Annotated in this window: 19 protein-coding genes; 8 read left to right on the top strand and 11 right to left on the bottom strand. The window is 67.1% G+C overall.

Annotation, left to right across the window (positions count from 1 at the left end; all coding sequences use genetic code 11):
• Window positions 1-4: 4 nt before the first annotated feature.
• Window positions 5-2,026, top strand: a complete 2,022-nt coding sequence (locus ACQY4T_RS12015) for a protein-disulfide reductase DsbD family protein (protein WP_428542098.1) — start codon at window positions 5-7, stop codon at window positions 2,024-2,026.
• A 405-nt stretch (window positions 2,027-2,431) separates the two neighbouring features.
• A complete protein-coding gene (locus ACQY4T_RS12010) occupies window positions 2,432-2,893 on the top strand; it encodes a hypothetical protein (protein WP_428542096.1) in 462 nt (153 codons plus the stop codon).
• A 101-nt stretch (window positions 2,894-2,994) separates the two neighbouring features.
• On the opposite strand, the gene ACQY4T_RS12005 is transcribed toward ACQY4T_RS12010, so the two are convergent.
• Complete coding sequence (locus ACQY4T_RS12005; protein WP_428542093.1) at window positions 2,995-3,642, bottom strand: biliverdin-producing heme oxygenase; 648 nt, start codon at window positions 3,640-3,642, stop codon at window positions 2,995-2,997.
• Between the two features lie 171 nt (window positions 3,643-3,813).
• Here ACQY4T_RS12005 and ACQY4T_RS12000 point away from each other — a divergent pair, with 171 nt between their 5' ends.
• From ACQY4T_RS12000 to ACQY4T_RS11990, 3 genes are all read left to right on the top strand, one after another.
• Window positions 3,814-4,953, top strand: a complete 1,140-nt coding sequence (locus tag ACQY4T_RS12000; protein WP_428542090.1) for a DUF2336 domain-containing protein — start codon at window positions 3,814-3,816, stop codon at window positions 4,951-4,953.
• A gap of 145 nt (window positions 4,954-5,098) precedes the next feature.
• Window positions 5,099-5,263 carry a hypothetical protein gene (locus ACQY4T_RS11995; protein WP_428542087.1) on the top strand — a complete coding sequence of 55 codons (165 nt, stop codon included), beginning with the start codon at window positions 5,099-5,101 and terminating at the stop codon, window positions 5,261-5,263.
• A gap of 44 nt (window positions 5,264-5,307) precedes the next feature.
• A complete protein-coding gene (locus tag ACQY4T_RS11990) occupies window positions 5,308-5,610 on the top strand; it encodes a BrnA antitoxin family protein (RefSeq protein ID WP_428542084.1) in 303 nt (100 codons plus the stop codon).
• A gap of 26 nt (window positions 5,611-5,636) precedes the next feature.
• Here ACQY4T_RS11990 and ACQY4T_RS11985 read toward each other — a convergent pair whose 3' ends face one another.
• Together ACQY4T_RS11985 and ACQY4T_RS11980 are read right to left on the bottom strand one after the other, a co-directional pair.
• The gene (locus tag ACQY4T_RS11985) at window positions 5,637-7,223 is read right to left on the bottom strand and encodes an FAD-dependent oxidoreductase (protein WP_428542081.1); all 1,587 of its coding nucleotides are present in this window, start codon (window positions 7,221-7,223) and stop codon (window positions 5,637-5,639) included.
• A 273-nt stretch (window positions 7,224-7,496) separates the two neighbouring features.
• Window positions 7,497-9,866, bottom strand: coding sequence for a TonB-dependent receptor (locus ACQY4T_RS11980; protein ID WP_428542078.1), 2,370 nt, complete (start codon window positions 9,864-9,866; stop codon window positions 7,497-7,499).
• A gap of 218 nt (window positions 9,867-10,084) precedes the next feature.
• Here ACQY4T_RS11980 and ACQY4T_RS11975 point away from each other — a divergent pair, with 218 nt between their 5' ends.
• From ACQY4T_RS11975 to ACQY4T_RS11965, 3 genes are all read left to right on the top strand, one after another.
• Window positions 10,085-11,545: a histidine kinase gene (locus ACQY4T_RS11975; RefSeq protein WP_428542075.1), complete on the top strand. Its 1,461-nt coding sequence runs from the start codon at window positions 10,085-10,087 to the stop codon at window positions 11,543-11,545.
• On the top strand, window positions 11,542-12,159 hold the full coding sequence (locus ACQY4T_RS11970) for a response regulator (protein WP_428542072.1): 618 nt from the start codon (window positions 11,542-11,544) through the stop codon (window positions 12,157-12,159). The genes ACQY4T_RS11975 and ACQY4T_RS11970 overlap by 4 nt, the downstream gene beginning before the upstream one ends.
• A 350-nt stretch (window positions 12,160-12,509) precedes the next feature.
• A complete protein-coding gene (locus tag ACQY4T_RS11965) occupies window positions 12,510-13,883 on the top strand; it encodes a hypothetical protein (RefSeq protein ID WP_428542069.1) in 1,374 nt (457 codons plus the stop codon).
• A gap of 318 nt (window positions 13,884-14,201) precedes the next feature.
• Here ACQY4T_RS11965 and ftsH read toward each other — a convergent pair whose 3' ends face one another.
• The 8 genes from ftsH to ACQY4T_RS11925 form a co-directional block, all read right to left on the bottom strand.
• A complete protein-coding gene (ftsH, locus tag ACQY4T_RS11960; protein WP_428542066.1) occupies window positions 14,202-16,127 on the bottom strand; it encodes an ATP-dependent zinc metalloprotease FtsH in 1,926 nt (641 codons plus the stop codon).
• 260 nt (window positions 16,128-16,387) lie between these two features.
• A complete protein-coding gene (tilS, locus tag ACQY4T_RS11955; protein WP_428542063.1) occupies window positions 16,388-17,776 on the bottom strand; it encodes a tRNA lysidine(34) synthetase TilS in 1,389 nt (462 codons plus the stop codon).
• Window positions 17,777-17,810: 34 nt separating this feature from the next.
• On the bottom strand, window positions 17,811-18,707 hold the full coding sequence (locus ACQY4T_RS11950) for a tetratricopeptide repeat protein (protein WP_428542060.1): 897 nt from the start codon (window positions 18,705-18,707) through the stop codon (window positions 17,811-17,813).
• A gap of 90 nt (window positions 18,708-18,797) precedes the next feature.
• A complete protein-coding gene (speE, locus tag ACQY4T_RS11945; protein WP_428542057.1) occupies window positions 18,798-19,673 on the bottom strand; it encodes a polyamine aminopropyltransferase in 876 nt (291 codons plus the stop codon).
• 43 nt (window positions 19,674-19,716) lie between these two features.
• The gene (speD, locus tag ACQY4T_RS11940) at window positions 19,717-20,181 is read right to left on the bottom strand and encodes an adenosylmethionine decarboxylase (protein WP_428542054.1); all 465 of its coding nucleotides are present in this window, start codon (window positions 20,179-20,181) and stop codon (window positions 19,717-19,719) included.
• Between the two features lie 204 nt (window positions 20,182-20,385).
• Window positions 20,386-23,499 carry a hypothetical protein gene (locus tag ACQY4T_RS11935; RefSeq protein ID WP_428542051.1) on the bottom strand — a complete coding sequence of 1,038 codons (3,114 nt, stop codon included), beginning with the start codon at window positions 23,497-23,499 and terminating at the stop codon, window positions 20,386-20,388.
• Window positions 23,500-23,578: 79 nt separating this feature from the next.
• Window positions 23,579-24,232, bottom strand: a complete 654-nt coding sequence (locus tag ACQY4T_RS11930) for a protein phosphatase CheZ (protein ID WP_428542048.1) — start codon at window positions 24,230-24,232, stop codon at window positions 23,579-23,581.
• Window positions 24,225-24,617, bottom strand: coding sequence for a chemotaxis response regulator CheY (locus ACQY4T_RS11925; protein ID WP_428542045.1), 393 nt, complete (start codon window positions 24,615-24,617; stop codon window positions 24,225-24,227). Before ACQY4T_RS11925 ends, ACQY4T_RS11930 begins: the two co-directional genes overlap by 8 nt.
• Window positions 24,618-24,637 lie beyond the last annotated feature (20 nt).

The following is a 24,637-nucleotide window of genomic DNA, read 5'->3' as shown; positions in this document are numbered from 1 at the left end:
CGGCATGAAACGGCTTGTTGTGGCGTTGCTGGTGGTGGCGTTGGGCGCGATTGCGGCGCGGCCGGCGGATGCGCTGGAGAGTGCCGCGGTCAGCAGCAAGCGCGCGGTGGCGACGCTGATCAGCGAGACCGACACGATGCGGCCGGGGGTGCCGTTCCGGGTCGGGCTGCGGCTGCGCTTGGCTGCGGGCTGGCACACCTATTGGAGGAATCCGGGCGACGCGGGGGTGGCGCCGGAGTTGACGATCGCGGGGGTCCAGCAATCGGCGATCGACTGGCCGACGCCGCGCCGGGTCGCCGAGGGGCCGGTGATGACCTACGCCTATACCGGCGAGGTGGTTTTGCCGGTCAAGGTCACCGCGACCTCCGGACAGATCCGCGCGCATGCTCGGTGGCTGGTGTGCAAGGACATCTGCGTGCCGGAGGAGGGTGATTTCTCGCTGGACGTGCCGGTCGGGACGCCGGGGCCGTCGGCGCAGGCCGGGCTGTTCGCCGCGCATGATGCCGCGGTGCCTCGGACGCTGCCGTGGACGGCGCGGATTTCGCCCGATGGGACGCTGTTCGTGCAGGGGCCGGAGCTGACCACGGCGACGGTGACCGATGCCTGGTTCATTCCGGATGATCCGGGCCGGATCCAGGACGATGCGGCGCAGCCGCTGTCGGTGCGCAGCGGCGGATTCACGCTTGCGTTGCGGCCGACCGCGGGGTTCGACGCGACGAAGGATCTTGCGGGCGTGCTGTCGGTGCGTGACCGGGCGGGGATGCAGGTGGATGCGGCGGTCAATGCCAAACCGGGGCCGCCGCCGCCAGCAGCGATGCCGCCGCTCGGGCAGATCCTGGTGTTTGCCTTTCTGGGCGGGCTGATCCTGAACCTGATGCCCTGCGTGTTCCCGATCCTGGCGATCAAGGCGGTGGCGCTGGCCCAGATTGCTGGCGGGCGGAACAGCCGACGCGGGCGCGCGCACGCGGTCTGGTATACCGCTGGGGTTCTGGTGACGTTCGTTGCACTCGCCGGCGCGCTGCTGGCGGCGCGGGCGGCGGGGACGGCGGCGGGCTGGGGGTTTCAGTTTTCCTCGCCGGTGTTCGTGGCGGCGATGACGTGGCTGCTGTTCGCGGTCGGATTGAACCTGTCGGGGGTGTTCCAGGTCGGCGCGGGGCTGGCCGGGACGGGCAACGAGCTGACCACGCGGCAGGGCGCCGCGGGGAGTTTCTTTACCGGGCTACTGGCGGTGCTGGTGGCGACGCCGTGTACTGCTCCGTTCATGGGGGTGGCGGTGGCGGCGGGATTGGCGGCGCCACCGGCGGTGACGCTGCTGGTGTTCGCGATGATGGGTCTCGGGTTGGCGGCGCCATACGTCGCGTTGGCGTCGCTGCCCGGGCTGGGACGGCTGATGCCCAGGCCGGGGCGCTGGATGGAGGTGCTGAAGCAGGGTCTGGCGTTCCCGATGTATGGCGCGGCGGCGTGGCTGGTGTGGGTGGTGAGCCAGGAGGCCGGGCCGGCCGGGGTGTTGGCGACGGCGGCGGGGCTGGTGCTGGTGGGGTTTGCGGGCTGGGTGTTCGGCACCACCCAGGGCTCGGCCGTGCAGCGCCGGCGGATCGGGCAGAGCGCGGCTATCGTCGCGGTGCTGGCGGCGCTGGCGGTGTTGAGCGGGATCTCGACGGCGCCGGTCGGGGCGGCGGCGCAGAGCTCGGCCGAGCGGTTCACGCCGGAGCGGCTGGCGGCGCTGCGGGCGGCGGGCAAGCCGGTGTTCGTGAACATGACGGCGGCGTGGTGCGTGACCTGTCTGGTGAACGAGCGGGTGGCGATCGGGACGGATGCGGTGAAGCAGGCGTTTGCCGCTGATGATGTGACCTATTTGAAGGGGGATTGGACGCGGCAGGACCCGGCAATCACTGCGTTCCTGCGGCAGAACGGGCGTGATGGGGTGCCGTTGTATGTGTTCTTCCCGGCGGGTGGCGGGCAGCCCGAGGTGCTGCCTCAGATCCTGACGGAGGGGAGGGTGTTGGGGTTGTTGCGGACGTCTTAGGTGGGGGGCGAGCATGACGTCTGGACGCCGTCAACGTTGCATCGAGGTAAGCCAGCCGACCTTCTCACGTATTTCCATGTATAGTACAGTCCATGTATAGTACAGTCTATTTGGAAGCATATCTGTCGAATATGGGTGGCAGCACTATTCAAGTTCCCGTTGCAAGTTTCAGCGCCACATCGGCCGATATCAGGACATGGCCTAGACCCGGCCGGTTGCCGTCGCAGGCAACGGGCGCGAGCGCACGGTAGTGATCTGGGCCGAGGCGTGTGACCGGCCCAAACCCCGTGACCGTCAGGTGCTTGGCCTTGCCGACTTCGCTCAAGCGGATAGGCGCTTGCCGGGCGCTGGGGTGGACTGGCCTGTGACAATGCATTAGCAACGCGGCGAAGACGGAGGGAAATGATGAGTGCGAGTATACTGCGGTTTGTCGGCGGCAACAGCGCCAATGGATTGAGATCAGTTGTTACACTGCTTGGCATGCTTGCGCTGGCGAGCTGCGCCACGCCGCAGCAGATCGTTGCGCAGCACGAGGACAATCTGGCCGCGGCTGGGTTTATCGTGCGGCCGGCCAATACTCCCGAACGTCAAGCCATGTTGAACGAGTTGCCGCCGCACCGCTTCATTCAGCGTTTTCATGGTGATACTGTCAGCTATATCTACTCTGATCCGTTGGTTTGTGATTGTTTGTATGTCGGGTCACAGCAATCGTACAACCAGTACATGTATCATATCCAGCAGCAGCGGCTGGCGGATCAGCAGGAACTGACCGCGCAGATGTACTCCAATCCGGCATGGAATTGGGGGGCCTGGGGCCCGTGGGGGCCTGGCTACGTGCTGTCGTATGGGCCGGGTTACGGCTGGTAGCAGCGGTATGGTCGGCTCCGGGGCATGGTTCGGAAGGACTATGGCTGGCGGCCCGGCAATCGCGGATCGGTTCAATCGGGCGGTTTTGTCGAGACGCTGAGTTACTGCGGGCCGAGCCAGGCCTCCAGGGCGGCAAAGCTTTCGCGGGCGCCGGCGATCAGGCCGTCGCGGTGGTTCGGTTCGACGGTCTCCAGCGCCTCGCACAGCAGGCGCCATAGCGCGGGGTCGTTTCGGCTGCCGAGCAGGAAGCGCCGGCCGCTGACGGCTGCGGGTCCCAGCAGGGGATCGAGGGCGGCGGCGAGGAGTCGGCCGCCCAGCGTGGCGCCCTCACGGACGTAGAGACAGCCGAGGAAGCGGGCGGCATCGGTCAGCGCCGGCAGGCGGTCCAGGGGGACCCGCGGCAGGTCGGCGATCTGGTTCGGCTGCAGGCCGAGGTCGCGAAGATCCTGGTGCAGCAGATGGGCGCGGCGGCGTTGCGGCAGGAGCACGGCGGCCGCGGTCGGCCAGGGCGCGGCGCGCAGTCGGTGCTCGATCGGGTGATGAAAGCCCCAGAGACGGGCAAGCAGGCGGCGGTACTCCGCAAGGTCGATCCGGCCGGCCGCAAGCCGGGCGAAGGCCGGGGCGTGATGCAGCCTGGCGTGCGCTGCGTCGGTTGCTCGGCGGAGCACGGCGCGGGCCGAATCGGGAGTGGGCGGCGGCCGGCGGGGTATCGAGGCGGCGGGCAAGGCTGGCTGCAAGCTCTGGTTCATCCATGGGTTCGGATCTCGCGGCCAGATCGCGGCGGCCGCATGGTTTTATCGGGCTTCGTGACAACATGCCATTGCCGGCATGACGCGAGGGCTTTGCCGGGCGGGGAGTTAACCGGTTATTCATCTGTCGGCCTGACACTGGGGCGAACCAGTGTCCAGCACGAGGGTTGCATGGCTGTCGTTCTTTCCCCCAAGGATGTCGCCCGATTGATGGCGGAGCCCTCGCCCGAGATGCGCGCCGAACTGGCGGGCAAGGTGGCGGCGGGTCTGTCGGCGAACGGACTGACCGCGGGCGAGGTCAGGCTGGCGCAGGAAATCGTCGGCATCCTGGCGCGCGATGTGGCCGAGACGGTGCGTGCGACGCTGGCTCGGGCGTTGCGCCACTCGCCGCATCTGCCGCGCGAGATCGCGCGGAAGCTGGCCGACGATGTCGAGTTCGTGGCGCTGCCGGTGCTGGCGGATTCGGTGGTGCTGACGGATGAGGACCTGATCGAGATCGTGCGCCGCGGTTCATCGCTGAAGCAAGAGGCGGTCGCGAGCCGGGCTGGCCTGCGCGAAGCGGTGGCGGATGTGCTGGTGCGGTTCGGCGAGGAGCCGGCGGTGGTGGTGCTGATGGCGAACAACAGCGCCAACATCGCCGAGGACACGCTGCATCGCGCGGCGACCCGGTTCGCCGGCAGCGACAACGTCAAGCATGCGATGGTGTTGCGGGACAAGCTGCCGATCGCAGTGGCCGAACGGATGGTCACGATGGTGTCGAAGGCGTTGCAGGCGCATCTGGTGAAGGCGCACGACCTGGCTCCGGCGACGGCGGCCAACATCGTGCTGGCATCGCGTGAGCAGGCGATCATCCGGTTGAGTGCCGGGGCCTCGGACGAGGACTTGCGGCACATGATCGCGCAGATGCATCGCAACGGGCGGTTGACGCCGTCGCTGATCCTGCGGGCGCTGTGCAGCGGGGATATCGGGTTCTTCGAGGCGGCGCTGGCGGTCAGGAACGACATCCCGGTGGATAACGCGCAGATCCTGATCCACGACCCGAGCCGGCGCGGGCTGGCGGCGATCTACCAGCGGGCGGGGCTGCCCGAGGGGTTGTTCGCGGCGGTGCGGGCGGCGGTGGATGTGGTGGAGGAGACGCGGTTCGACGGCGAGGATCGCGATCTGGAGCGGTTCCGCGGGCGGGTGATCAGCCGGGTGCTGACGCAGGTGGAGGCAGTGGACGCGGCGGACGCGGATTATCTGCTGGAGAAGCTGGGTGACGTGCTGGTGGGCGCACCGGCGGATGATCGGGTTCCTGTCGCGGTGGGGTGAGCGCGGGCGGCGATTTGGCAAGACGATCGCTGGGACTATGCGAGCGCGGATTAGTGTGCTGACGTTTTTTGACTTGCTCCTCCGGGACCGGAAACCATTGTGAGCTGAGGTCGGGGACGAGGAACACGAACTGAGGATAGACCTCATGCGCGCGGACATCGCCAATAAAACCGCTGATACCAAGCTGAAGGAAGAGCAGCGGCGCTGGGAGCCGTGGAAGGCACTCAGCGCGGCTGTTGGCGCGGGCGTCGCTGTCACCTCGGCGCTGTTCGCGGTCATGGCCTGGACCTTCGCTCATGTCGCCCGTTAAGCCGGCGATGTGGCTTGATTAAGCCGTGCTCAGCCTGATTTTGGATGTTGAAAACGATTATGGAAACAGAACAGGCGTCCCGCCCGGATGAGGAAAATCCCGAATGGAGCCGCGAGCAGATCCGCAATGCTCGGCCTGCCCTGGAGGTGTTTGCCGAGGTTTTTGGCCCCGCCGCCGCTGAGATGCTGCGCCGAGGTCGCGGGCGGCCGGCCAAGGCGGACACGAAGATCAACCAGACGCTGCGGCTGGATGCCGATGTGCTGGATGCCTATCGGCGGAGCGGTCCGGGGTGGCAGGTGCGGATGAACCAGGTGCTGCGCGAGCATATGCCGGCGTCAGGACGATAATCGCGACGCAGGCCGGATGGCCGCGATCAGGGCTGCTTTGACGCCGGTGACTTGAACCGCTCCGCCGGGGTGGCGCCGAGCGCCTCGGGGGTCCAGTCGCGACGCTGGTTGAACAATTCGATCAGCGCGGCGGTGTCCTGGTCGTGATCCAGGCCGGCGGCGGCGATGACCCATCCAGCTTTGACATAGTACGCAAGAAACTCGGGTTTTTCCAGATCGCCATGGACGATGATGTCGTCCCAGTCCGTGGCGTGGCCGATGTAGTCGAGGCGTTTGAGGTATTGAATGGTCCAGAACACCGGGGTTGCGTCGTAGCGGGCGCCTTGGCCTGCGCCCTGGGCCGCCCCCTGGCCTGCCATGTTCAGGGCCGCGACCCGGCCGTGTTGCTGGGCAACCCGCCAGTGCTCGACGCGGATCGGCGGGCCGTCGCCGTGCAACGGGAAGCGGGCGATGTCGCCGGCGGCGTAGAGTCCGTCGGCGGCCTTCAGGGTGGCATCGACGGTGACCCCGCCGTCCGGGTGCGGCGCCACGCCGTGCAGGTATCCGGTGACCGGCCGGACCCCGAAGCCGATCACCACGAGGTCTGCGGCAAGGCGCTGGCCGTCGGCCAGGACCACGGCCTGGACGTCGGTCTCGCCGTGCAGCGCCTGGACCTTCTGGCCGAGGCGGAATTCGACCCCGTTGTTGCGATGCAGGCCGACGAAGACGTTGCCGATCCGCTCACCGAGCTGTTTGGCGAACGGGGCGGTTTCCTGGCCGACGACGGTGACGTCGAGGCCACGCTCGCGCAGGCTGGCGGCGACTTCCATGGCGATGAAGCTGGCCCCCAGCACGACGACGCGCTGGCTGCGTTCGGCCTGCGCCAGGATGGCGTCGGCGTCGGATCGGCTGCGCAGCAGGAAAACGTTTTTCAGCGCGGCGCCGGGCAGTTTCGGCAGGATGGGATCGGCGCCGGTGGCGAGCAAGGCGGCGTCGTAGGTTAGGCTGCTGCCGTCCGCGCAGTCGATGCGCTTTTGCGTCGCATCGAGGCGGGTGACCTCGGCGGTGCGGCGCTCGATCCGGTGCTGGCGGTAGAACGATTGGGGTTGCAGCGGAGATTTCTCGGCGTTGGGCTCGCCGGAGAGGGTGAATTTGCTGAGCACGGTGCGGTCGTAGGGCACCCGGTTTTCACGATCGAGCATGATGACGCGGCCGTTGAAGCCGGTCTGGCGCAGGGTCTGCGCCGCCAGCGCTCCGGCGGCGCCGGCACCGACGATGACGAAGCTGCGCCGGTCCGGTGGCAAGGTCGGGGTGGCGGGTTCGGCTGGGGGGATCGTCAGCAGGATGCGCTGGGAGTCGATGCGCACGTCGTAGCGCGGCAGCGGATCAACGGCCGGCGGGTCGAGCAGGGCGCCGGTGCGGATGCAGAACGCGGCCTTGTGCCAGGGGCAGACGATGCGGTCGGCGTTGCGGATGCCCTGATCGAGCGGGGCGCCGGCATGCGGGCAGACCGCGCCGATGGCGTGCACGCCCTGGCCGTCGCGGATCAGCAGGATCTGGTGGTCCTCGACCTGGACGGTGCGCATGGCGCCGTCCGGCAGGTCGGTCAGCGCGGCGACGTCGTGTTGGGGCATGCGGTGGGTCCTGCGGTTCGGTGTTGTACGTTGACGGACGGGAGGTGGGGGGCGTTCGCCGGGCGCGCGGGGTTGTGACCGCATGTCGCGAGCCGGGGGCTCGCCAGGGCAGACGAACCGCAGCCTTGCGGCGGTCGTCGCTTGATTTTTGGCGGCCTGCTGGTTTGCTGCGGCTGCCGCATCGTGTCGGAAATGTCGCGGCGGGAAATTAGCCGAGAGCGGATGTTCGCCCGAGATCGGGGCGACCCGTCTCGGGCGAACATCCGGCCTGGACTAGAACCTGATCCGCACGCCGCCAAAGCCGGCGATCGGCGCGGCGGGACTGTAGGCGCGGGGATTGGTTGAGTTCGGCGCCTGGGCAAGAAACACCGCCGTGGTCGGCGAGAATGTGCCGTAGGTGTAGTATTTCTCGGCGGTGACGTTGTCCACCAGGGCGAAGAGTTCGATGTGCGGCGTCAAGCGGTAGCTGGTGCTGAGATTGAGCGTGACGAAGGCGGGCAACTTCGCCGTCAGGTTGGCCTCGTCGCCGAACAGGTAGGTCCCGCTCTGCGCGATCGCGGCGGCGCCCACCGTCCACCGATCGGTGACACGATAGGTCGATCCCAGCTTGCCTTGATGGGCCGGGACGCCGGGCAGCCGGTTGCCGGTGGCGATCGTGATGTTGCCGTCGGCATCGGCGGCCGGATTGTTGCCAGCGGCCTCCACGAAGCCGTCGCGGAAGGTAGCGTCGGTATAGGTGTAGGCAAGGTAGGCCGACCAGCGTGGCGCCTTGTATTGGACGCTGGCGTCCACGCCCTGCCGGCGCGTCTGGCCGATGTTGGTGAAGAACGCGCGGTTCAGCGTCGTGCTGTTGACGAACAGAATATCGTCGTCGAGGGTGCTGCGGTAGAATCCGAGGTTATAGTTCAGTCGATCGGCGCTATCGGTCGCCACGGTTCCGCGCAGGCCGAACTCCATGGTATGCGCAACGACTTGCTTCAGGTCGGGATCGCCGACGAAAAAGTTGGCCAGGCTGCACGATTCGGTCGGACCCGCACAGGACAGTTCGGCCGGCGTCGGCGCGCGGTTTGCCTCCGAGTAACCGGCATAGGCCGTCAGCCACGGTGCAACCTTGTAGGTCACGCCGCCGGCGGGATTGAAGCGCTGATACGAGTGGTTGCCGGTCACATCGCCGCCATTCTGATCGTTGAGGTTGATCTGGGCGGCATTGAACCGGCCCGATGCGGTCAGCGCCAGGCGGTCGGTGATGTTCAGGGTGTCGCTGACGAAGGCGCCATAATAGGCGTCACTGATCGCCACCCTGACCGGCGAATTGCTGTCCGGTTCGTCGATGGTAACACCGGGGCCGACAAATTCCCTGGTGTCGGGCGTGATGCCGCCGATCAGCGATGCGGCGGTGAACCCGGTCTGCGAACCGTCGAAGCTGAAACCGGCAACCAGATGGTTGGCGAGGCCGAGCACGGTCTGCGTATCGGTCGCCTGGACCGAGATGCCGTAACCGTTGGTGTTGGTGGTCTGGTTGTCCAGCTCTGAATAGGCCAGCGGGTTGGCGCCGAGGAAGGCCGGGATGGTGCCTCCTGCGGTCGTCGTGCTGGGGCCGGAATCGCTGCACAGCAACCCGGACCCATCGTTGCAGGGCAGGTCGTTGGGGGCGTTGCCGTTGATCACCCGCTGCAGGAAATTGTTGTAATAGGTGACGGCCTGCAGCGACAGCGTGTCGCTGAGGTCCAGGTTGCCCGACAGGCTGACCTGGGTGAAGCGGTTGCTGATCCGGTTCGGCGCGGTGAACTGGGCGGCCGGATCGACCGCCAGCAGTTCGACCGGCGATGTCCCCGGCCCGTTCAGGACAGAGTTCGCCACCAGGGCGTTGAAATGCAGCTCGCCCTTGTTCCCGCGCCAACCGACATCGCCGTAGAAATTCTCGAGGTCGGAGGACTGCAGATCGCGCCAGCCGCCCTGGTGCAGGCCGCTTGCGGCGACATAGGCCGCGGTGTTGCCGCTCTGGCGACCATACTGGAAGTTCGCCCCGTAGGTGTCGAATGACCCGCCGGACAGTTCGATCTCGCCGCCCTGGTAGGTGAAGCCGTTCTTCAACTGCACGCTCAGCGCACCGCCAAGCGCGTTCAGGCCGAACACCGGGTTCGAGCCTTCCAGGTTGATCTGGTCGATCGCCAGGCTAGGCAGCAGGTCGAAATTGACCGTGTCGCCAAACGCCTGGTTGAAGCGGACGCCGTTGACATAGACCGCCAGGCCTTGCGGCGTCCCCTGCAACGCCGAAGCCGCGAAGCCATGGTAGAACAGCGACGGCTGGAAGGGATTGCCGGACGCCGAATCGAGGTTGACGCCGCCAACCTGCTCGTTCAACGAGCGGACCGCGTCCGGCGTCGTGGTGCCGCCACGCGTCAGGTCGTTGCGCCGCAGCACGTTGGTTTCGCCGGGCACCGTATCGCGATCCACACCGGAGCCGAGCAAGGGCGAGGCGCCGATAATGTTGACCGGCGGGACGCTGATCGACAGCGCTGGCTCCGGGGTCGCCGCCGGCTGCTGCGCCTTGGCGGTTACACAGCAGAGCGCCGCCAGGGCGGCCGACCCGGCCAGCCGGACAGCGGCACGGTGGACCTCGCGCGGGGTGTGTTTCGTCATCGGCGCTTCGTCATCGGTGCTTCGTCATCGGCGTTTCGTCCCCGGTCTTCGTTCTTGGTCGGCAAGCGTTGGCCCAACGGACCGGCTAAGTCGATGGCAATCATTCCCGCGATCGGGGGAAACACTTCCCGATCTTCGCGCGGCATCGGATTTCGCATAGCATCCGAAACTGGGGAGTACGTCCGACGATGTCGTTGCGAGTCCGTCTGATCGCATCCATGGCAATCGCACTGCTGGTGAGCCTGGGCTTTGGCGGGGCGGTCGCGTCATGGCACGCGGTTCGATCGGTGCGGACCGAGATCCAGGCGGCGGTCGCGGTCGGCGCGCAGACGCTGCGCAACGGCATCGACAAGCTGCCGCGGGCGCGCGACCCGGCAAGCGGGATCGAACCGCTGGTGCGGACCTTCGACGGCGATCGCCACGTCCGGGCAATATGGCACGATGCGTCTGGCCGGCCCCGCATAGCGTCGAAGCTGGGCACGGTCAGACCGAGGGTTCCGGTCTGGTTCGCCGCGCTGTTTGCGCCTTCGCGGTCTTCGGAGCGCCTCGATGTCGGCGCCGGCGAGGCCATCACCATCGAGCCCGACCCGCGCAACGAGATTGGTGAGGTCTGGACGCAGTTTCAGGACGATCTCGTGGTGGCCGGCTTGTCCTGCGCGCTGAGCAGTTTGCTGATCAGCATGGTGGTGGGTAGCGCGTTTCGGCCGCTTGGCCGGCTTTCAGCGGCGTTTGCCTTGGTGGGGGCGGGAGAATGCGCCGTGCGCATCGACCCCGCCGGGCCCCCCGAACTTCGGCGCCTGGCGGACGGATTCAACGCCATGGCGCAGCGGCTTGATGCGGTGCGGCTCCGCAACCTGCGTCTCGACGAACAACTGCTCAATCTGCAGGAGGAAGAACGAAGGGAGCTCGCGCGTGACCTGCATGACGAGGTCGGGCCGTTCCTGTTCACGGTCAATCTCGACGCCGCCTCGATCGAGCAATCGGCCAGTGACGACCGGGTTCCCGAGGTGGCGGAACGCGCCCGTGCGATCCGCGAAGCCGTGGAGCACATGCAACGCCATGTCCGCGCCATGCTGCACCGGCTGCGCCCGGCCAGTCCGGTGGCAGCCGGGCTGGCTCCGGCATTGGCGCATCTCGTCGACTTCTGGCGCGTTCGACAGCCCGATGTGGATTTCGCGCTGGCGATCGCCGTCGACGAGGATCGTCTGGGCGATCCGACCATGGCGGCGATTTACCGCGTGATCCAGGAAGGGTTGACCAATGCGATTCGCCACGGCCGCCCGCATCGGATCGAGATCGCCGTCCAGGCGTTCGAAACTGGTCCGGTCACGGTCCGTGTCGCCGACACCGGCGCCGGGCGCACCGGCCGTAATGCGGCCGGACTGGGATTGCCTAGACTGGGATTGACCGGGCTGGGATCGACCGGGCTGGGATTGACCGGACTGGGATCGACCGGGCTGGGATTGACCGGGCTGGGATTGACCGGACTGGGATTGACCGGACTGGGATCGACCGGGCTCGGATCGACCGGGCTGGGATTAACCGGACTGGGATTGAAAGGCATGCGCGAGCGTGTGGAGGGGCTTGGCGGGACCCTCGATGTCATCCCCAACACAACCGGAAAGGGATTGGTCGTGACCGCTCGGCTGCCCTGCGCGGCGGCGATGGAAGTCGCGTGAACGTTCTGCTGGTCGACGACCACGCCATCGTTCGCGCCGGGTTGCGGCGGCTCCTGGCCGCGATGCCGGACATCGTGATCGAGGAAGCGGCGAGCGGGCGCGAGGCTCTGGCGCTGGTGCGCGCCACACGGCCGTCGCTGGTCCTGCTCGACCTGAACCTGCCGGGACTGGGCGGTCTGGAATTGTTGCGACGCATCCTGACGGAGCATCCGCAGGCCCGCGTCCTGGTGCTGAGCATGCACGCAGAAACACTTTACGCGGCAGGCGCCTTGCGCGCCGGTGCGGTCGGCTATCTGAGCAAGAATGCGTCGCCCGACGAGCTGCTGCGGGCGGTGCGGCGCGTCGTCGGCGGCGGGCGCTACATCGAAGCCGAGATCGCGCAGCGGCTGGCGCTGCAGGCCGCCGAAGCCAGCCACCAGGACGATCGGCTGACCGAGCGTGATCTCGAGATCATGCGGCTGCTTGGTGACGGTCAGGAGCTATCGAAAATCGCCGATGCGCTCGGTGTCAGTTACAAGACGGTGGCCAATGCGTGTACCCAGATCAAGGCGAAGCTCGGCGTGGCGCGGACGCTGGATCTGGTCCGGCTTGCAATCGAGATGGGGGTTGCCTGAGCGCCCCAGATAGGCTCCTTGCGCCAGGCGGAGCGCCCGTCACGGCGGCTTGATCCAGGATGATCGTTCGGCGTGGCGATGCATCCAGCCGATCCGTGCGATTGTTCGCGCGCCGGAATACTGAGTTGCTCGACGCCCGCTACCAGGCGCACGGCGCAATAATCAGTTGATCAGACGAACCAGGCACAGTTTCACCCGCAGCCCGATCCCATTGGCGCGGGCCACGCGGATGCTCCCGCTCGACATTGCAGTTTCGATATTATCAAATCTCCGCGCGGACCGATTGAGGCGATAGCCGTATTTTACAAATAGAGTATAATACCGACATCGTATTGAATCAGCATGCAGTGATGTTCTCCTATGTAAACCGGATGCATTGCACGAACCGGCGACCGCGGATCGCTGCCGCTTTGCTTGGCGTGCTGCTGCCGATTTGCGGCCACGCCGCCACCATCGACTATCAAGTGCAGAATGGCGTGAACTTGATCAGCATCAGCGGCGAAATCGCGGCCGGTGATGCCGACCGGTTCGGCGCCTTGCGGCCCGACCCGCGGCGCCAGACCGGTGTCCTGCTGGCCAGCGAAGGCGGCGCTGTCACCGAAGCGCTGCGGATCGGCGAGATGATCCGGGCCAGTCATTTCGCCACGTTGGTGCCGAACGATGCCATATGTGCCTCCGCCTGCGGTCTGATTTGGCTGGCTGGGACGCCGCGGATCGCCGGTCCCACTTCGCATGTCGGTTGCCATGCTGCCTACACCAGGGTTGGCGCCACGGCGTCAGAGAGCGGCGTCGCCAACGCTGTCGTCGGCGCCTATCTCGACCGTCTCGGACTTACCTACAAGGCGGTGGTGTTCATGACGTCAGCGGCGCCCACCGAGATGCGCTGGCTGAACCGCGAACTCGCGGATCAGATCGGCGTGGCATTCGTTACCCTGCCGGAGGATCCACCGTCCCCGCCGGCCGACCCGGTATCGCCGCCGGCTGACCCGGTGCCGCCGCCTGCCGCCACGCTTGCGCCGCGCGAAGCGCGCATCGTTGGCTTCGTCCAGACCTACTATGCCAATTGGTCGGGCACAGGAACGAGTGTCAGTAGCTTGACGCCAATGTATGCCGACCTGGTCAACTTCTATGGGTCGAACGTGCCGAAGGCCAGAGTGCTTGTCGAGAAGCAGAAGTTTGTCCAGCGCTGGCCGGTGCGTCAGTATAGGATCAAGCCGAATACGGTCTTCGTGCAGTGTGCGGCGGTCTGCTCGGTGACCGGCGTCGTCGCCTGGGACGTGAGCAGCGCGGAACGTGGTGTGCGTTCGGTCGGCACCGCCAACTTCGTGCTGAAGATCAGCGATGATGTGATGGCCATCATCTCGGAAAACGGTGCGGTGCTGTCCAACCACACCGAGGCGCTGCAATCGGGTGCCGCGGCAGCCTCGGTCGCCACCGGGCAGTCCCAGCCTGGGGTGACACCGGCCGGTCAGCCGTTCCGCGACGGGCGGCAGGCCCGCATCGATTACGAACGATGGTTTGAAGCCCTTGCCGATGGCGACTTCAAGAATGGGGTGCTGTTCTGGGCCGCCAACCGCGGCAACAAGTCACTGCCCTCGTGTGAGCAACCTGGCGTGGGTGTCGAGTGGATGTCGGGATGCGAGCGAGCACACACGGCCCTCGCCGACAGCGACATCCGGCGCAAGACCGAGGCCGATTTCAAACTCGGCTGGAATAGCCTGTAGCTTTTTTCGCAACGACCCAAACACAGTCGCATTATCGTCCATTACGGCTCGACGGCCGAGGGTTGAATCGTCTTCAATCCGCGTTTGTATAGTTTAGTCGAACGGTCAAATTACCAGACCGGGCGGGTGCGGATCCCCAGCCCAGATGCATCTTACGCTTCCGCCTGGCGAGCTCCGCCCGAAGGGCATTTGAGCCGCAGATTTGCGTCGAATAGCGGATAATGGCCAAAGCAGACAGGGTTGAATGCCCTGTCTGCGGTCTAGTGAAGGCGCAATCCAAAAGCGCAGCCAATGGCGGCTAATGCCACCACTGTCACCTCAACCCGGCTGCGGTGCCGGCGCCGCACCACCGGTCGGGGGCGGCGACGCCGGCCGTCCCGCCGTCGGCACCGAGGCGCGCCGCGATTCCGGCGCCGGGTCATCCACCACCTTGCGGATCACCGGCTCGCCGCGCAACACGGTGCGGATTTCGTCGCCCGACAGCGTCTCATGCTCCAGCAGGCCACGTGCCAGCCGATGCAGTTCCTCGACGTTCTCGGTCAGCAACCGGCGCGCCTTGTTGTAGGCGCGATCGATGATGTCCTTGATCTCGCCGTCGATCTCGCGCGCGGTGGCTTCCGACACGTTCTTGTTCTGGGTGACCGAGTGGCCCAGGAACACCTCCTGGCTGTTATCGCCATAAGCGATCATGCCCAATTTGTCCGACATGCCCCACTCAGTGATCATCCGCCGAGCCTGGTCGGTCGCCATCTTGATGTCGCCGGCCGCGCCGTTGGACACCTTGTCGGGGCCGAAAATGATCTCCTCCGCCGCCCGGCCGCCCATCGCCATGGTCAGTTCCGACAACAGCTTGGACTTCGACTTGGAGTAGCGGTCGCCCTCCGGCAGGCTCATCACCAGGCCCAGAGCCCGGCCACGCGGGATGATCGTCGCCTTGTGCACCGGATCACACTCCGGCTCATGCATCGCACACAGCGCATGACCCGACTCGTGGTACGCGGTCATCCGCTTTTCAGCCTCCGACATCACCAAGGACCGGCGTTCGGCGCCCATCATCACCTTGTCCTTGGCGGCCTCGAACTCGGCCATCGCCACCACCCGCTTGCCCAGCCGGGCCGCCAGCAACGCACCCTCGTTCACCAGGTTGGCCAAGTCGGCACCCGAGAACCCAGGCGTGCCGCGCGCGATCACCTTCGGATCGACATCCGACGCCAGCGGCACCTTGCGCATATGCACCCGCAGGATCTTCTCCCGCCCGTTCACGTCCGGGTTCGGCACCACCACTTGGCGGTCGAAACGCCCAGGCCGCAGCAGCGCCGGATCCAGCACGTCCGGGCGGTTGGTCGCGGCGATCAGGATGACGCCCTCGTTCGACTCGAAGCCGTCCATCTCCACCAGCATCTGGTTCAGCGTCTGCTCGCGCTCATCGTTGCCGCCGCCCAGGCCGGCGCCGCGATGGCGCCCCACCGCGTCGATTTCGTCGATGAAGATGATGCAGGGCGCGTTCTTCTTGCCTTGTTCGAACATGTCACGCACCCGTGATGCGCCGACGCCGACAAACATCTCGACGAAATCCGAACCCGAGATGGTGAAGAACGGCACATTCGCCTCACCGGCGATGGCACGGGCCAACAGCGTCTTGCCGGTGCCGGGAGGCCCGACCAGCAGTACGCCCTTGGGGATCTTGCCGCCCAGCCGCTGGAACTTTTGCGGGTCTTTCAGGAACTCGACGATTTCCTGCAATTCACTCTTGGCCTCATCGATGCCGGCGACATCCTCGAACGTCACCCGCCCCTGCTTTTCCGTCAGCATCCGCGCTCGGCTCTTGCCGAAGCCCATCGCCCGGCCGCCGCCCGATTGCATCTGGCGCATGAAGAACACCCAGACGCCGATCAGCAACAGCATCGGGAACCACGACAACAGGTAGTGCAGCAGCGGGTTGACGTCGCTGTCTTCCGGCTTGGCGATGACCCGGACGTTCTTGTCGGTCAGCGTCTTCACCAGTGCGGGATCGTCCGGCGTGTAGGTCTGGAACGTGCGCCCGTCGTTCAGTTGGCCGGAAACCGTCCGGCCTTGGATCACCACGTCCCGGACCCGCCCGCCATTCACCTCGGTGATGAAATCCGAGTAGGCGATCTGGGTGGAGTTGGTATGGTTCACCCCGGGTTGGAACAGATTGAATAGCACCACGAGCAGCAGGGCGATGATTACCCACAGCGCGAGGTTGCGGCCGAAATTGCTCATATCAGTTTGCTCACGTTCTCAGTCCGCCCCAGGGGTATCAGGTTTCGGGCATCGGGTTACGGGCGTCAGGCAATCTCCGGCCCGACCGACAGGCCTTTACATAGTGTGCGGGACCGATGGCTACATCCCCGCTGTTCCGCGATCGTCCACCAAGCCACCGCGATTGACAACCGGGAAGTGGACCCGGCCGCCGCAAAAGCCAGAGCACGATCGCGTCCGGAACGCCCCGATCGTGGCGTCAAACCAACAGCAAACCGTGTTCAGCAGGCAAATCCACGCCGAGAAAACCCTGACGCCGGCACGAAAGCCGCTCCGGCAGCCGGCCTGGCAGGCGCGAACCAGATCCTTATGGCTGTCCCGTGCCCGTCGGTCGCATAGCGCAAATGCGGCACCGCGACCAGCGAATTACCGACCCTGACGGCGGGAAGCGTGCGCAGCACCGCCGACGGCAGGTCGGACAGGCGGCGAAACCGCGCCGCGTCCGCCCCCAGCTTGCCCACCGTCGCCGCCGGCTTGTCGTCGGGTGCAGTCACCCGAAACCGCCTGTCCCAGGTGGTGTCCCGAGCAACCGCGACCGCTGGCATCACCGCTGCCTCTTCCCGCACGATCAACAACCCGTTGCCGAACCGGCCCGCCGGCATGATCCGCACCCCCGCCACGGTCGCCGGCCTCGGGTCGGCCGCCAGTTCCGCGACCCGATCGGCGCCGGCGGCATAGCTGGCACCACCGATCGTCTGCAACAGGCCGGCCAGTGCGGCCGACCCGATCCGCCCAGGGCTAAGCAGCGCGAACCCCTCGGGCCGGATCATCGCGCGGGCCGCGAGTTCGGCGCCGGCCTCTTCCTCCTCGCGCGCCCGCATCGCGCCCACCGCGGCGATCGCCGCCGCCAGCCCACTGGTGCCCAGCCCACTGGTGCCCAGCCCACTGGTGCCCAGCCCACTGGTGCCCAGCCCACTGGTGCCCAGCCCACTGGCGCCGAGCCCACTGGCGCCGAGCCCACTGGCGCCCGGCCCACTGGCGCCCGGCCCACTGGCGGCAAGCCCAGCGCCCGCCAGGCGATGTCGCAGCCTGGGCCGGGTCGCCCGCGTGTCCTGGTTCGACGGGTCCTCGATCCAGCCGATCCCGCGATCGCAAAGAAAATCCCGCAGCACCGCAGGCTGGACCCCCAGCAGCGGACGCAGCAGGCGCACCGCGGCGGTCTCTCGCAGTGCCGCCATCCCCGCCAGGCCGTGCGTCCGGCTGCCGCGCAGCACCCGCATCGCCACCGTCTCGGCCTGGTCCGCCTGGTGATGGCCAAGCAGAAGGTGCAGCACCCCGGCGCTTCGGCACGCCTTGATCAGGCTTTCGTAGCGCCCGATCCGAGCCCGCTCCGCCAGCGCCGGACCATGCGTCAGGCCGCTAAGAAGCAGCGTCCGCGCCGCGATATCCAGGCCGGCAAGCCGCTCGACGGTGACCCTGGCCTCCTCGGCCGAGGCCAAACGCAACCCGTGATCGACCACCAGCGCCAGCGCCGATCCATCGCGTCGGCGCGTCCACTCCGCCGCCAGGATGGACAGTGCCATGCTGTCGGCGCCGCCGGAGACCGCCACCGCCAGGACAGGGCAAGGCTCGAACGGACCCAGCCGGTCCATCGTTCGGGCGAACGCCACGCTCAGCCGATGAACGGCGCCGGGCGGATGCGGGTTAATGGCAGCCGGCTTTCTGCGCCGTCGACGCCGCGCCGGAGGCAATGTCCGCGCGTTGCTGCGGGAAATCCGTCCGCAGCCGGGTCAGCGTGTCGCACGCCGCCTTCTTCTCGTTGATCGCCGCCAGCGACCCGGCCAGACCCAGCAGCGCATCTTGCGCGTGGCTGCCCTTGCGCGAACTGTTATAGGCATCGTCGAACGCGATCGCCGCCTGCGCATTCTGCCGCTGTCCCGCCAGCGCCTGTGCCAGCAGCAGCCTGGCGTCATATGCCCGCGGCGAGGTGCGGTTGCTCAGCACCTGGCGCGCCGATGCCTCCGCGCGAACGTAATCGCGCCGCGCCATGGCGTTGTTGCCGTCCTGCAGTTCCTGCTCCGGAGTGCGCGGGCCGGACGGCGGCCGCGGTGCGGTCGGTGGCGGCGTCAGCGTTGCCACGGCTGGCCCGTCGCGCGGCCCCTGGGGAGGCGGCCCTTGGGGCGATCCCTGATTAGGATAGTCCGGCGATCCCGACCCCTGCTGCGCGGCCCGCGGATTGACCTGGAACGCCAGGTCGTCGATCCGCTTGCCGAGGTCCTCGTTCTGACGCTGCAACTGGTTCTGCGTCTCGTCGATGCGGCCGCGCAACTGGCGCACCTGGTCCTCCAACGCATCCACCCTGGTCAGCAACTGAGCCACCAGGTCGCCACTGCCGCCGCCAAGCTGTTGCGGCGGCGGCGCATAGGCCGGCGTACGGTTGCCAGATCCACGCATCTGATCCTCCGCCGAGCGGAGTTCCTGCCGAAGCTGATAGATCTGGTTCTGCAGCGCGATGCCCTCGCGGCTGTCAACCTGCGCATCGACCGGCGCCACCGACGCTGCCAGCAGAAAACTCGCCACTACGGGAACCACCAGACGCATGTCGACTTCCTCGATGTTGATCCGACCGCGCCAACATAGCCCGCGATATGCCAGCGCGGCAGTCCGCCAGCCGCGCCCGGGCGTTGAGCCCTATCCCGATGCCATGCCCAGATGGCGGGCGATGTATGGCGGCAGGTTAAACGCGCCGGCATGGATCTCCGGCGTCCAGTATTGCGTCGTCCCCAATATCCCGCCGCTTGCGGCGCGCTGACGCAGGGTCTCCACCGGCGTCGCCGCAAGCGAGGCATGCTTCGCCGCCCATCCCAGCGTCATGAAGCCGCCGACATAGGTCGGAACCGCGGCGACATAGGCGGTGACGTGCGCGAACGCCTTGCGCCGCCGAACACTGGTCTCGCGCAACTCTTCGGCCTGCATGAACGGCACGCCGCACTGGTTCACGATGACCCCGCGCGAGGTCAGGATGCGGGCGCAATTGTGATAGAAGGCCTCGGTGAACAGCGCCTCGCCGACCCCGATCGGGTCGGTCGAATCGACGATGATGACATCGAAACAGGCATCCGGCGCGCGCCGCACGTAATCGATGCCGTCGCCGGTCACCACCTCGGCCCGCGCATCGGTCCAGGCGCCGCCGGCGATGTCGGGCAGAAACTGCTTTGCCAGCCGGATCACCTCGCCGTCGATTTCGACCATCACGGCGCGCCGCACCGTGGCGTGCTGCAGCACCCGCCGCAGCACGCCACCATCGCCGGCGCCGATGATCAGCACGTTGCGCGCCGCGCCATGCGCCAGCAGCGGCACATGGGTCAGCATCTCCTGATAGACGAACTCATCCGCCTCGGTGATTTGGATCACTCCGTCCAGGACCATTACCCGTCCGTGCGATGCGCTCTCGAACACCACGATGTCCTGGAACGCGCTTTTTACGCGCGCTAGTTCGCGCACCGAGCGGAACCGCTGGCCCCAATCGGGATACAGCGTTTCGTTGATCCAGCTATCGGTGGACATCGCATTCGCTCCACGCCGTCATCGCCAGCGGCCGCTCGACCGATCAGGCGATCAGTCCGCGCCGCTGCTCACCCAGGTTGACCTGGCTTGGGTCGAACGCCGCCTTCAGCGCGGGAAGCCCGTGATAGGGGTTGCAGGCGCCGCACATGAAGATGTCGACGGCGGCGAAATCCCGCTCCGGCCAAGTGTGGATCGAGATATGGCTCTCCGCCAGCACCAGCACGCCGCTGACCCCGCCGTTCGGCGAGAAGTGGTGGAAATGACCGTGCAGGATGGTCGCACCCGAAGCCTCCGCCGCGTCGCGCAACGCCCGGTCGATGTGGTCGGGATCGCACAGGTTGGACGCGCCCCACAGGTCCACCAGCAGATGCGTGCCGGCGAACTTGACGCCATCTTTCTGCACGAAATAGTCCTTCTGGACTTCCGCAGTTGTCCGCTCAGCGTCGGACTGCATCTGGTTGCTGCTCGGAAGTTCCGAGACCATCCCCAGTGGGCTGAGTGCGTTCATCGCGTACCCCTTCCTACCAGTAGACAGCCTGTTGGACAGTACGCGCGAAATCGCGCCCACTGTCCCCTGGGGCCAAGGCAGCGGAACATGATGATTAGGGGGGGTGGGCGCAAGCCTCTTTTTTTGCCGCGCGCGATGAGAAAACCGCAACCCGCCAAGCCGCCGCGCCGACACCACCGGTCAGCGCCAGCGCGCGCGATCCGATCACCGCGGCGGCGGGTCGCCCTGCAGCGCCTTCAGCCCCGCCGGCAATGATGCCGCCAGGCTGACCTCGCGTTGTGAGCGCGTGATGTCGGCGGTGGTGTTGATCGGTTCGGCAATCAGCAGCCGGAACATGTCGGCCAGCGGCCCAGGCCCGATGCGTTTGCCGTATTGCCCGCGCAGCTTGGTCAGTTCGGCATCGTCACCGACGCGCGCGCTCGCGGTGGCAAGCCGCAGCACGGTCCGGGTCTGCGCCTCGTTCAGGATGCCGGCCTCGGGCACCGTCAGCGCCAGGTTGTCCGACCAGGCCTGCTCCGCGCCCGCCCAGTCCGAGGCATTCTCCAGGATCTCGGCGCGCGCGGCCGTCGCCGGGGCCGATCGCAGTTCCGCCAGCATTGCCGCCGCGGCTGGCGGATTGCCCAGCCCGGCGACCGACCCGGCCCGCATGATGGTGCGCTGTTCGGCCAGATCGGGCGGCAGGCCGCTAGCCTCGGAGGCATCCAGGTCGGCTTTCACGCCGGCGTTGTTGCCATCACGCGCGTCAAGCCTCGCCAGGCTGAGACCGAAGCGCGCCTTCGCCACATCGGTCTTCGCCGAATGCAGCAACTTTTGCAGCACCGGCTTGGCCCGCTCCGGCAGGTCCAGTGCCACCAGCCGGTCCGCCAGCAATTGCTGCACGGTTTCGTCCTCGCCGGGCCCGGGCGTCAGGTCGGCGTTCTCGTCGACGCTGGCGACGAAATCGATCGCCGGCAATTGCTGCTCGCCCTCGGCCCGCACCATCGCGGCGAACGTCTCTTTCAGCCGCTGCTGCAGCGGAGCCGCCTGTTCGGGAAAATCCGTCTGCGCCTGACGCAGCGTCGCCAGCGCGCTACGCCATTGTCCGGTCTGCCCGCGCAACTCCGCCACCCGCTCGCGCAATGCCAGTTCGCGACCGTCGCCGCGCCACGCGTAAAGCAGTTTGTCGAGCGCATCCGCCGCCGCCGCCTTGTCCAGCTTGCCGGTGGACAGCCGGAGCTCGACCGCGCGCACCGCGGCGCGGGCGCGGTCGAACTGATCATGACCGTTGCTCAGCGCGTCCAGCATGGCCAGCGCCTGATCGGTGTCGCCCTCGGCCTGGCGCAGCGTGGCGCGGGCAAAATCGAGCTTTGGATCGTCCTTGCGCTGATCCAGCAGCCGTGCCGCCGGATCGAGTTCGCCGCCCTTGATCATGGTCTCCAGGATCAGCGGCAGGATGTGCTCCTGGATCGCCTGGGGGTACTGGAACACCAGCGGCGCGGTCGCCGCCAGCACCGCCGCGGCACCGGGCGAGCCATCGTCGGCCATCGCCTGGCGGATCGCCCGCCAGAGCGCAATCTCGTCGCTGCCGTCCAGCCGCGGGTCCTTCAACCCATCGGCGTCTTGCGGCCGCCCGGCCAGCAGCGCCGCGATCGCGGTCAGCGCCTCGGTGTCGGCCGAACCGGCCTCCTTCGGGTCCTGCAACGCCGCTAGGTGCAACAGGCTCTGCGCCTCCGCCGCCATACCGAGCGACAACAGGCTTTGCGCCGCGAGGTGGCGCTTCAGGCCGCGCGCTAGCGGCGGCGCCTCGGCGGCGTCGTTGAGCTGCGCTCGCGCCAGCCGCCGCAGCGCCTCGGGCGGTATGGTGGAGAAGCTCAGTCGCCGGGTCAGCAGCGCCGCGCCCATCAGCGCGTCGGTGGCGCTGCTCGGTGGCGACAGCAGCAGCCCGCCAGGGCCGCCGGACAGACTGAAACCGGACGCCGTCTGGCGCAGTACCACCGCGTCCGCCAACGCCTCGACCGCGACGCCCTGGGTGGTCGGGCGCAGCACGAATTCGGCGCCGCGACGAATGTTGCTGATCGCCTGGCCCGGGCGATGCTGGGTGCCCACCAGCAGCGTCGCCCCGGTATCGGGATCGGCCAGGCTGAGGACGTCGCCGGGCTGTTCCGCCGCCAGGTTCAGGTGGCCGCCGGTGAAGGAAGCAACGATCGGCTGCTGTTTCGCCTCGCCGTTCAGCGCCGCGATCCGCCAGCCGTGCGGAAACTGCGTCAGGGCAATCGATTGGCCGTGTGCGAGCGGGATGCGAACCAGCGTGCCGTTGGGCAGAAGCTGCACCGAGGCCGCAGCGAACACGGGATCGCCGCGCAGCATGCTCATGTCCACCGGACGCCGCTCATCGAACACGATGTAGGCATTGTCGCCGCCGCGGAACGCCGCCGCCGCGGTGGTGGCGTCGAACGGGATCAGGAACGCCGTCCCGGCCATCTCCTTCGGCAGGCTCACCCGCCTGGCCAGCAGCGACAGCGGGCCGTCGCTCTCCGGCATGACATCGCGTCCGGGCGACAGTGGTTCGGTCGTCTGCACCACGTCCGGATCAGCGCTCGATTGCCCCGACGCGGTTTGCGCCGACGAAGTTTGCCCCGACGCCGATTGCGCCGACGCCGTCGGCACCGTTTGCCTCGCCAACCGCTGGCCGGAGGCGGTTTTCCCCGAAGCCGTTTGCAGCGGCCCGTGTTGCCCCGAAGTCCCCTGCCCCGCTGGTGCCGCCGCTGTTTGCCCCGCGACCCTGTGGCTCGACACCGGTTGCCCCACCGCCCCCTGCCCGGCCGACGGCGCCATCGTTTGGCCCGCCTCGGACGGGCTCGCCGGAGCAGCCGCCGCCGGCGTCCGCTGCAGCGCCGCGATCGCCGATGCCGAACCGCCAGCCGAACGGCCGCCCAACTCGGGCGAGGACGCCATGCTGAGCGCCGGATGCTCCATCGCCCGAGGCCCTGCCCAGGCACCCAGAATGTCGATGACGACCCGCCCGTCCAGCCGCATCGCGTGGATCCTCGCGCCACGCTGGATGGTCAGGTCCAGCGCGGCACCGTCGGTCACGATATCGACCACATTGCGCGGTGACGCCGGCGGCCGGCCCAGCACGATGCCGTCGGCGAACCGCACCATCACATGATTACCGGCCTGCCGCACCTGATACTCGGTCTGGCCGTTGGTCTCGATCACCAGCCGGCCATGGTCGAAATAGGTGGCCGAACGCACTACCGTGATGACCGGCAGGGTAGCGGAAGACGCCGCCGGTAACGCCGCCTGGCCCGCAGCCGCGGCGAGATTTGTCTCAACCACCAGGACGACGGCTGCGGCCAGAGCGTGCGCTGTCCTGCGTGGTGTCCGCTGCCGGATCATTCGAAACTGGCGAGCAACATCATTCGAAACTTGCAAGCAATTTATCGATGTCGGACTGATCCATCGCGTGCGCCGGAAGCTGCGGGCCGTTCAGCAGGTCGGCCTCGGTGGCGACGCGTTGCGCCGGGCTTGCCGCGGCGCTGATGCCCTGGCCGAACGTGCTGATGATCTGGGCCACCTTGCCCTCGATCGTCTTCAGCGTGCCGACGACCTTGGTGATCCGTTGCCCGGTGATGTCCTGGAAGCTGCAGGCTTCATAGATCTTCGTGGTCGCCGCCTGCAGTTTCTCGGCCGGCTCACCACTGACCGTGGCCGCGACCTCGTCCAGCATCTCGCAGCTTTCCAGGATCGCGTCGGTGGCGTGCGCGGTGTGCGCGACGATGGCATCCAGTTCATCGGTGGCGAACGGAATGTCGTGGCCGGTGATGTCATCGACCTTCAGCGCCGCGATCTCGGTCTTGGCGCTGGCGATCATCCGCCCCAGCTCCTCGACCTCGCGCAGCAGGGATGATTCCTTCACCGTCAGTTCGTCGCTCATGGTTGTCAGCACGGCACGTACCACCTCGGTAATCATCGCGGGCTCGGCCGCGGGCTGCTGGCCCCTGATCTCGGTCAGCTTTCGCTTCAGGGCAACGATGCCGACGGGGCCGGCCGGATCCACGGACTCAAGCATGGACATGGTTCAGCACTTTTTCGATCTTGTCCTTCAGCGTTTCGGCGTTGAACGGCTTGACGATGTAGTTGGAAACCCCTGCCGCCTTGGCCGCGATCACGTTCTCCGTCTTGCTCTCGGCGGTGATCATGATGAATGGCAGGCTCTTCAGCCGGTTGTCGGCCCGCACCTCCTGCAGCAACTGCAGGCCGGTCATCGGCGCCATGTTCCAGTCGCTGATCACCAGCCCGAAATTGCCGCCGCGCAGCTTGGTCAGCGCGTCCGCCCCGTCCGAGGCTTCCTCGACGTTGTTGAATTCGATCTGCTTGAGCAGGTTGCGGATGATCCGCAGCATCGTCTTGTAGTCGTCCACGATCAGCACATTCATCGACTTGTCGATCGCCATTGCACGCTTTCCTTTGCTGT

Source organism: Rhodopila sp. (assembly GCF_965277825.1).
GTDB lineage: Bacteria > Pseudomonadota > Alphaproteobacteria > Acetobacterales > Acetobacteraceae > Rhodopila.
This window is presented reverse-complemented; position numbering and strand designations above follow the sequence as displayed.

What these genes read in the sequence shown, in the direction of transcription:
- ACQY4T_RS12015 (WP_428542098.1), top strand. Translation starts at nt 5, where the DNA reads ATGAAACGGCTTGTTGTGGCGTTGCTGGTGGTGGCGTTGGGCGCGATT.
- ACQY4T_RS12010 (WP_428542096.1), top strand. Translation starts at nt 2,432, where the DNA reads ATGAGTGCGAGTATACTGCGGTTTGTCGGCGGCAACAGCGCCAATGGA.
- ACQY4T_RS12005 (WP_428542093.1), bottom strand. Translation starts at nt 3,642, where the DNA reads ATGAACCAGAGCTTGCAGCCAGCCTTGCCCGCCGCCTCGATACCCCGC.
- ACQY4T_RS12000 (WP_428542090.1), top strand. Translation starts at nt 3,814, where the DNA reads ATGGCTGTCGTTCTTTCCCCCAAGGATGTCGCCCGATTGATGGCGGAG.
- ACQY4T_RS11995 (WP_428542087.1), top strand. Translation starts at nt 5,099, where the DNA reads ATGCGCGCGGACATCGCCAATAAAACCGCTGATACCAAGCTGAAGGAA.
- ACQY4T_RS11990 (WP_428542084.1), top strand. Translation starts at nt 5,308, where the DNA reads ATGTTGAAAACGATTATGGAAACAGAACAGGCGTCCCGCCCGGATGAG.
- ACQY4T_RS11985 (WP_428542081.1), bottom strand. Translation starts at nt 7,223, where the DNA reads ATGCCCCAACACGACGTCGCCGCGCTGACCGACCTGCCGGACGGCGCC.
- ACQY4T_RS11980 (WP_428542078.1), bottom strand. Translation starts at nt 9,866, where the DNA reads ATGACGAAACACACCCCGCGCGAGGTCCACCGTGCCGCTGTCCGGCTG.
- ACQY4T_RS11975 (WP_428542075.1), top strand. Translation starts at nt 10,085, where the DNA reads ATGGCAATCGCACTGCTGGTGAGCCTGGGCTTTGGCGGGGCGGTCGCG.
- ACQY4T_RS11965 (WP_428542069.1), top strand. Translation starts at nt 12,510, where the DNA reads ATGTTCTCCTATGTAAACCGGATGCATTGCACGAACCGGCGACCGCGG.
- ftsH (WP_428542066.1), bottom strand. Translation starts at nt 16,127, where the DNA reads ATGAGCAATTTCGGCCGCAACCTCGCGCTGTGGGTAATCATCGCCCTG.
- ACQY4T_RS11950 (WP_428542060.1), bottom strand. Translation starts at nt 18,707, where the DNA reads ATGCGTCTGGTGGTTCCCGTAGTGGCGAGTTTTCTGCTGGCAGCGTCG.
- speE (WP_428542057.1), bottom strand. Translation starts at nt 19,673, where the DNA reads ATGTCCACCGATAGCTGGATCAACGAAACGCTGTATCCCGATTGGGGC.
- speD (WP_428542054.1), bottom strand. Translation starts at nt 20,181, where the DNA reads ATGAACGCACTCAGCCCACTGGGGATGGTCTCGGAACTTCCGAGCAGC.
- ACQY4T_RS11930 (WP_428542048.1), bottom strand. Translation starts at nt 24,232, where the DNA reads ATGCTTGAGTCCGTGGATCCGGCCGGCCCCGTCGGCATCGTTGCCCTG.
- ACQY4T_RS11925 (WP_428542045.1), bottom strand. Translation starts at nt 24,617, where the DNA reads ATGGCGATCGACAAGTCGATGAATGTGCTGATCGTGGACGACTACAAG.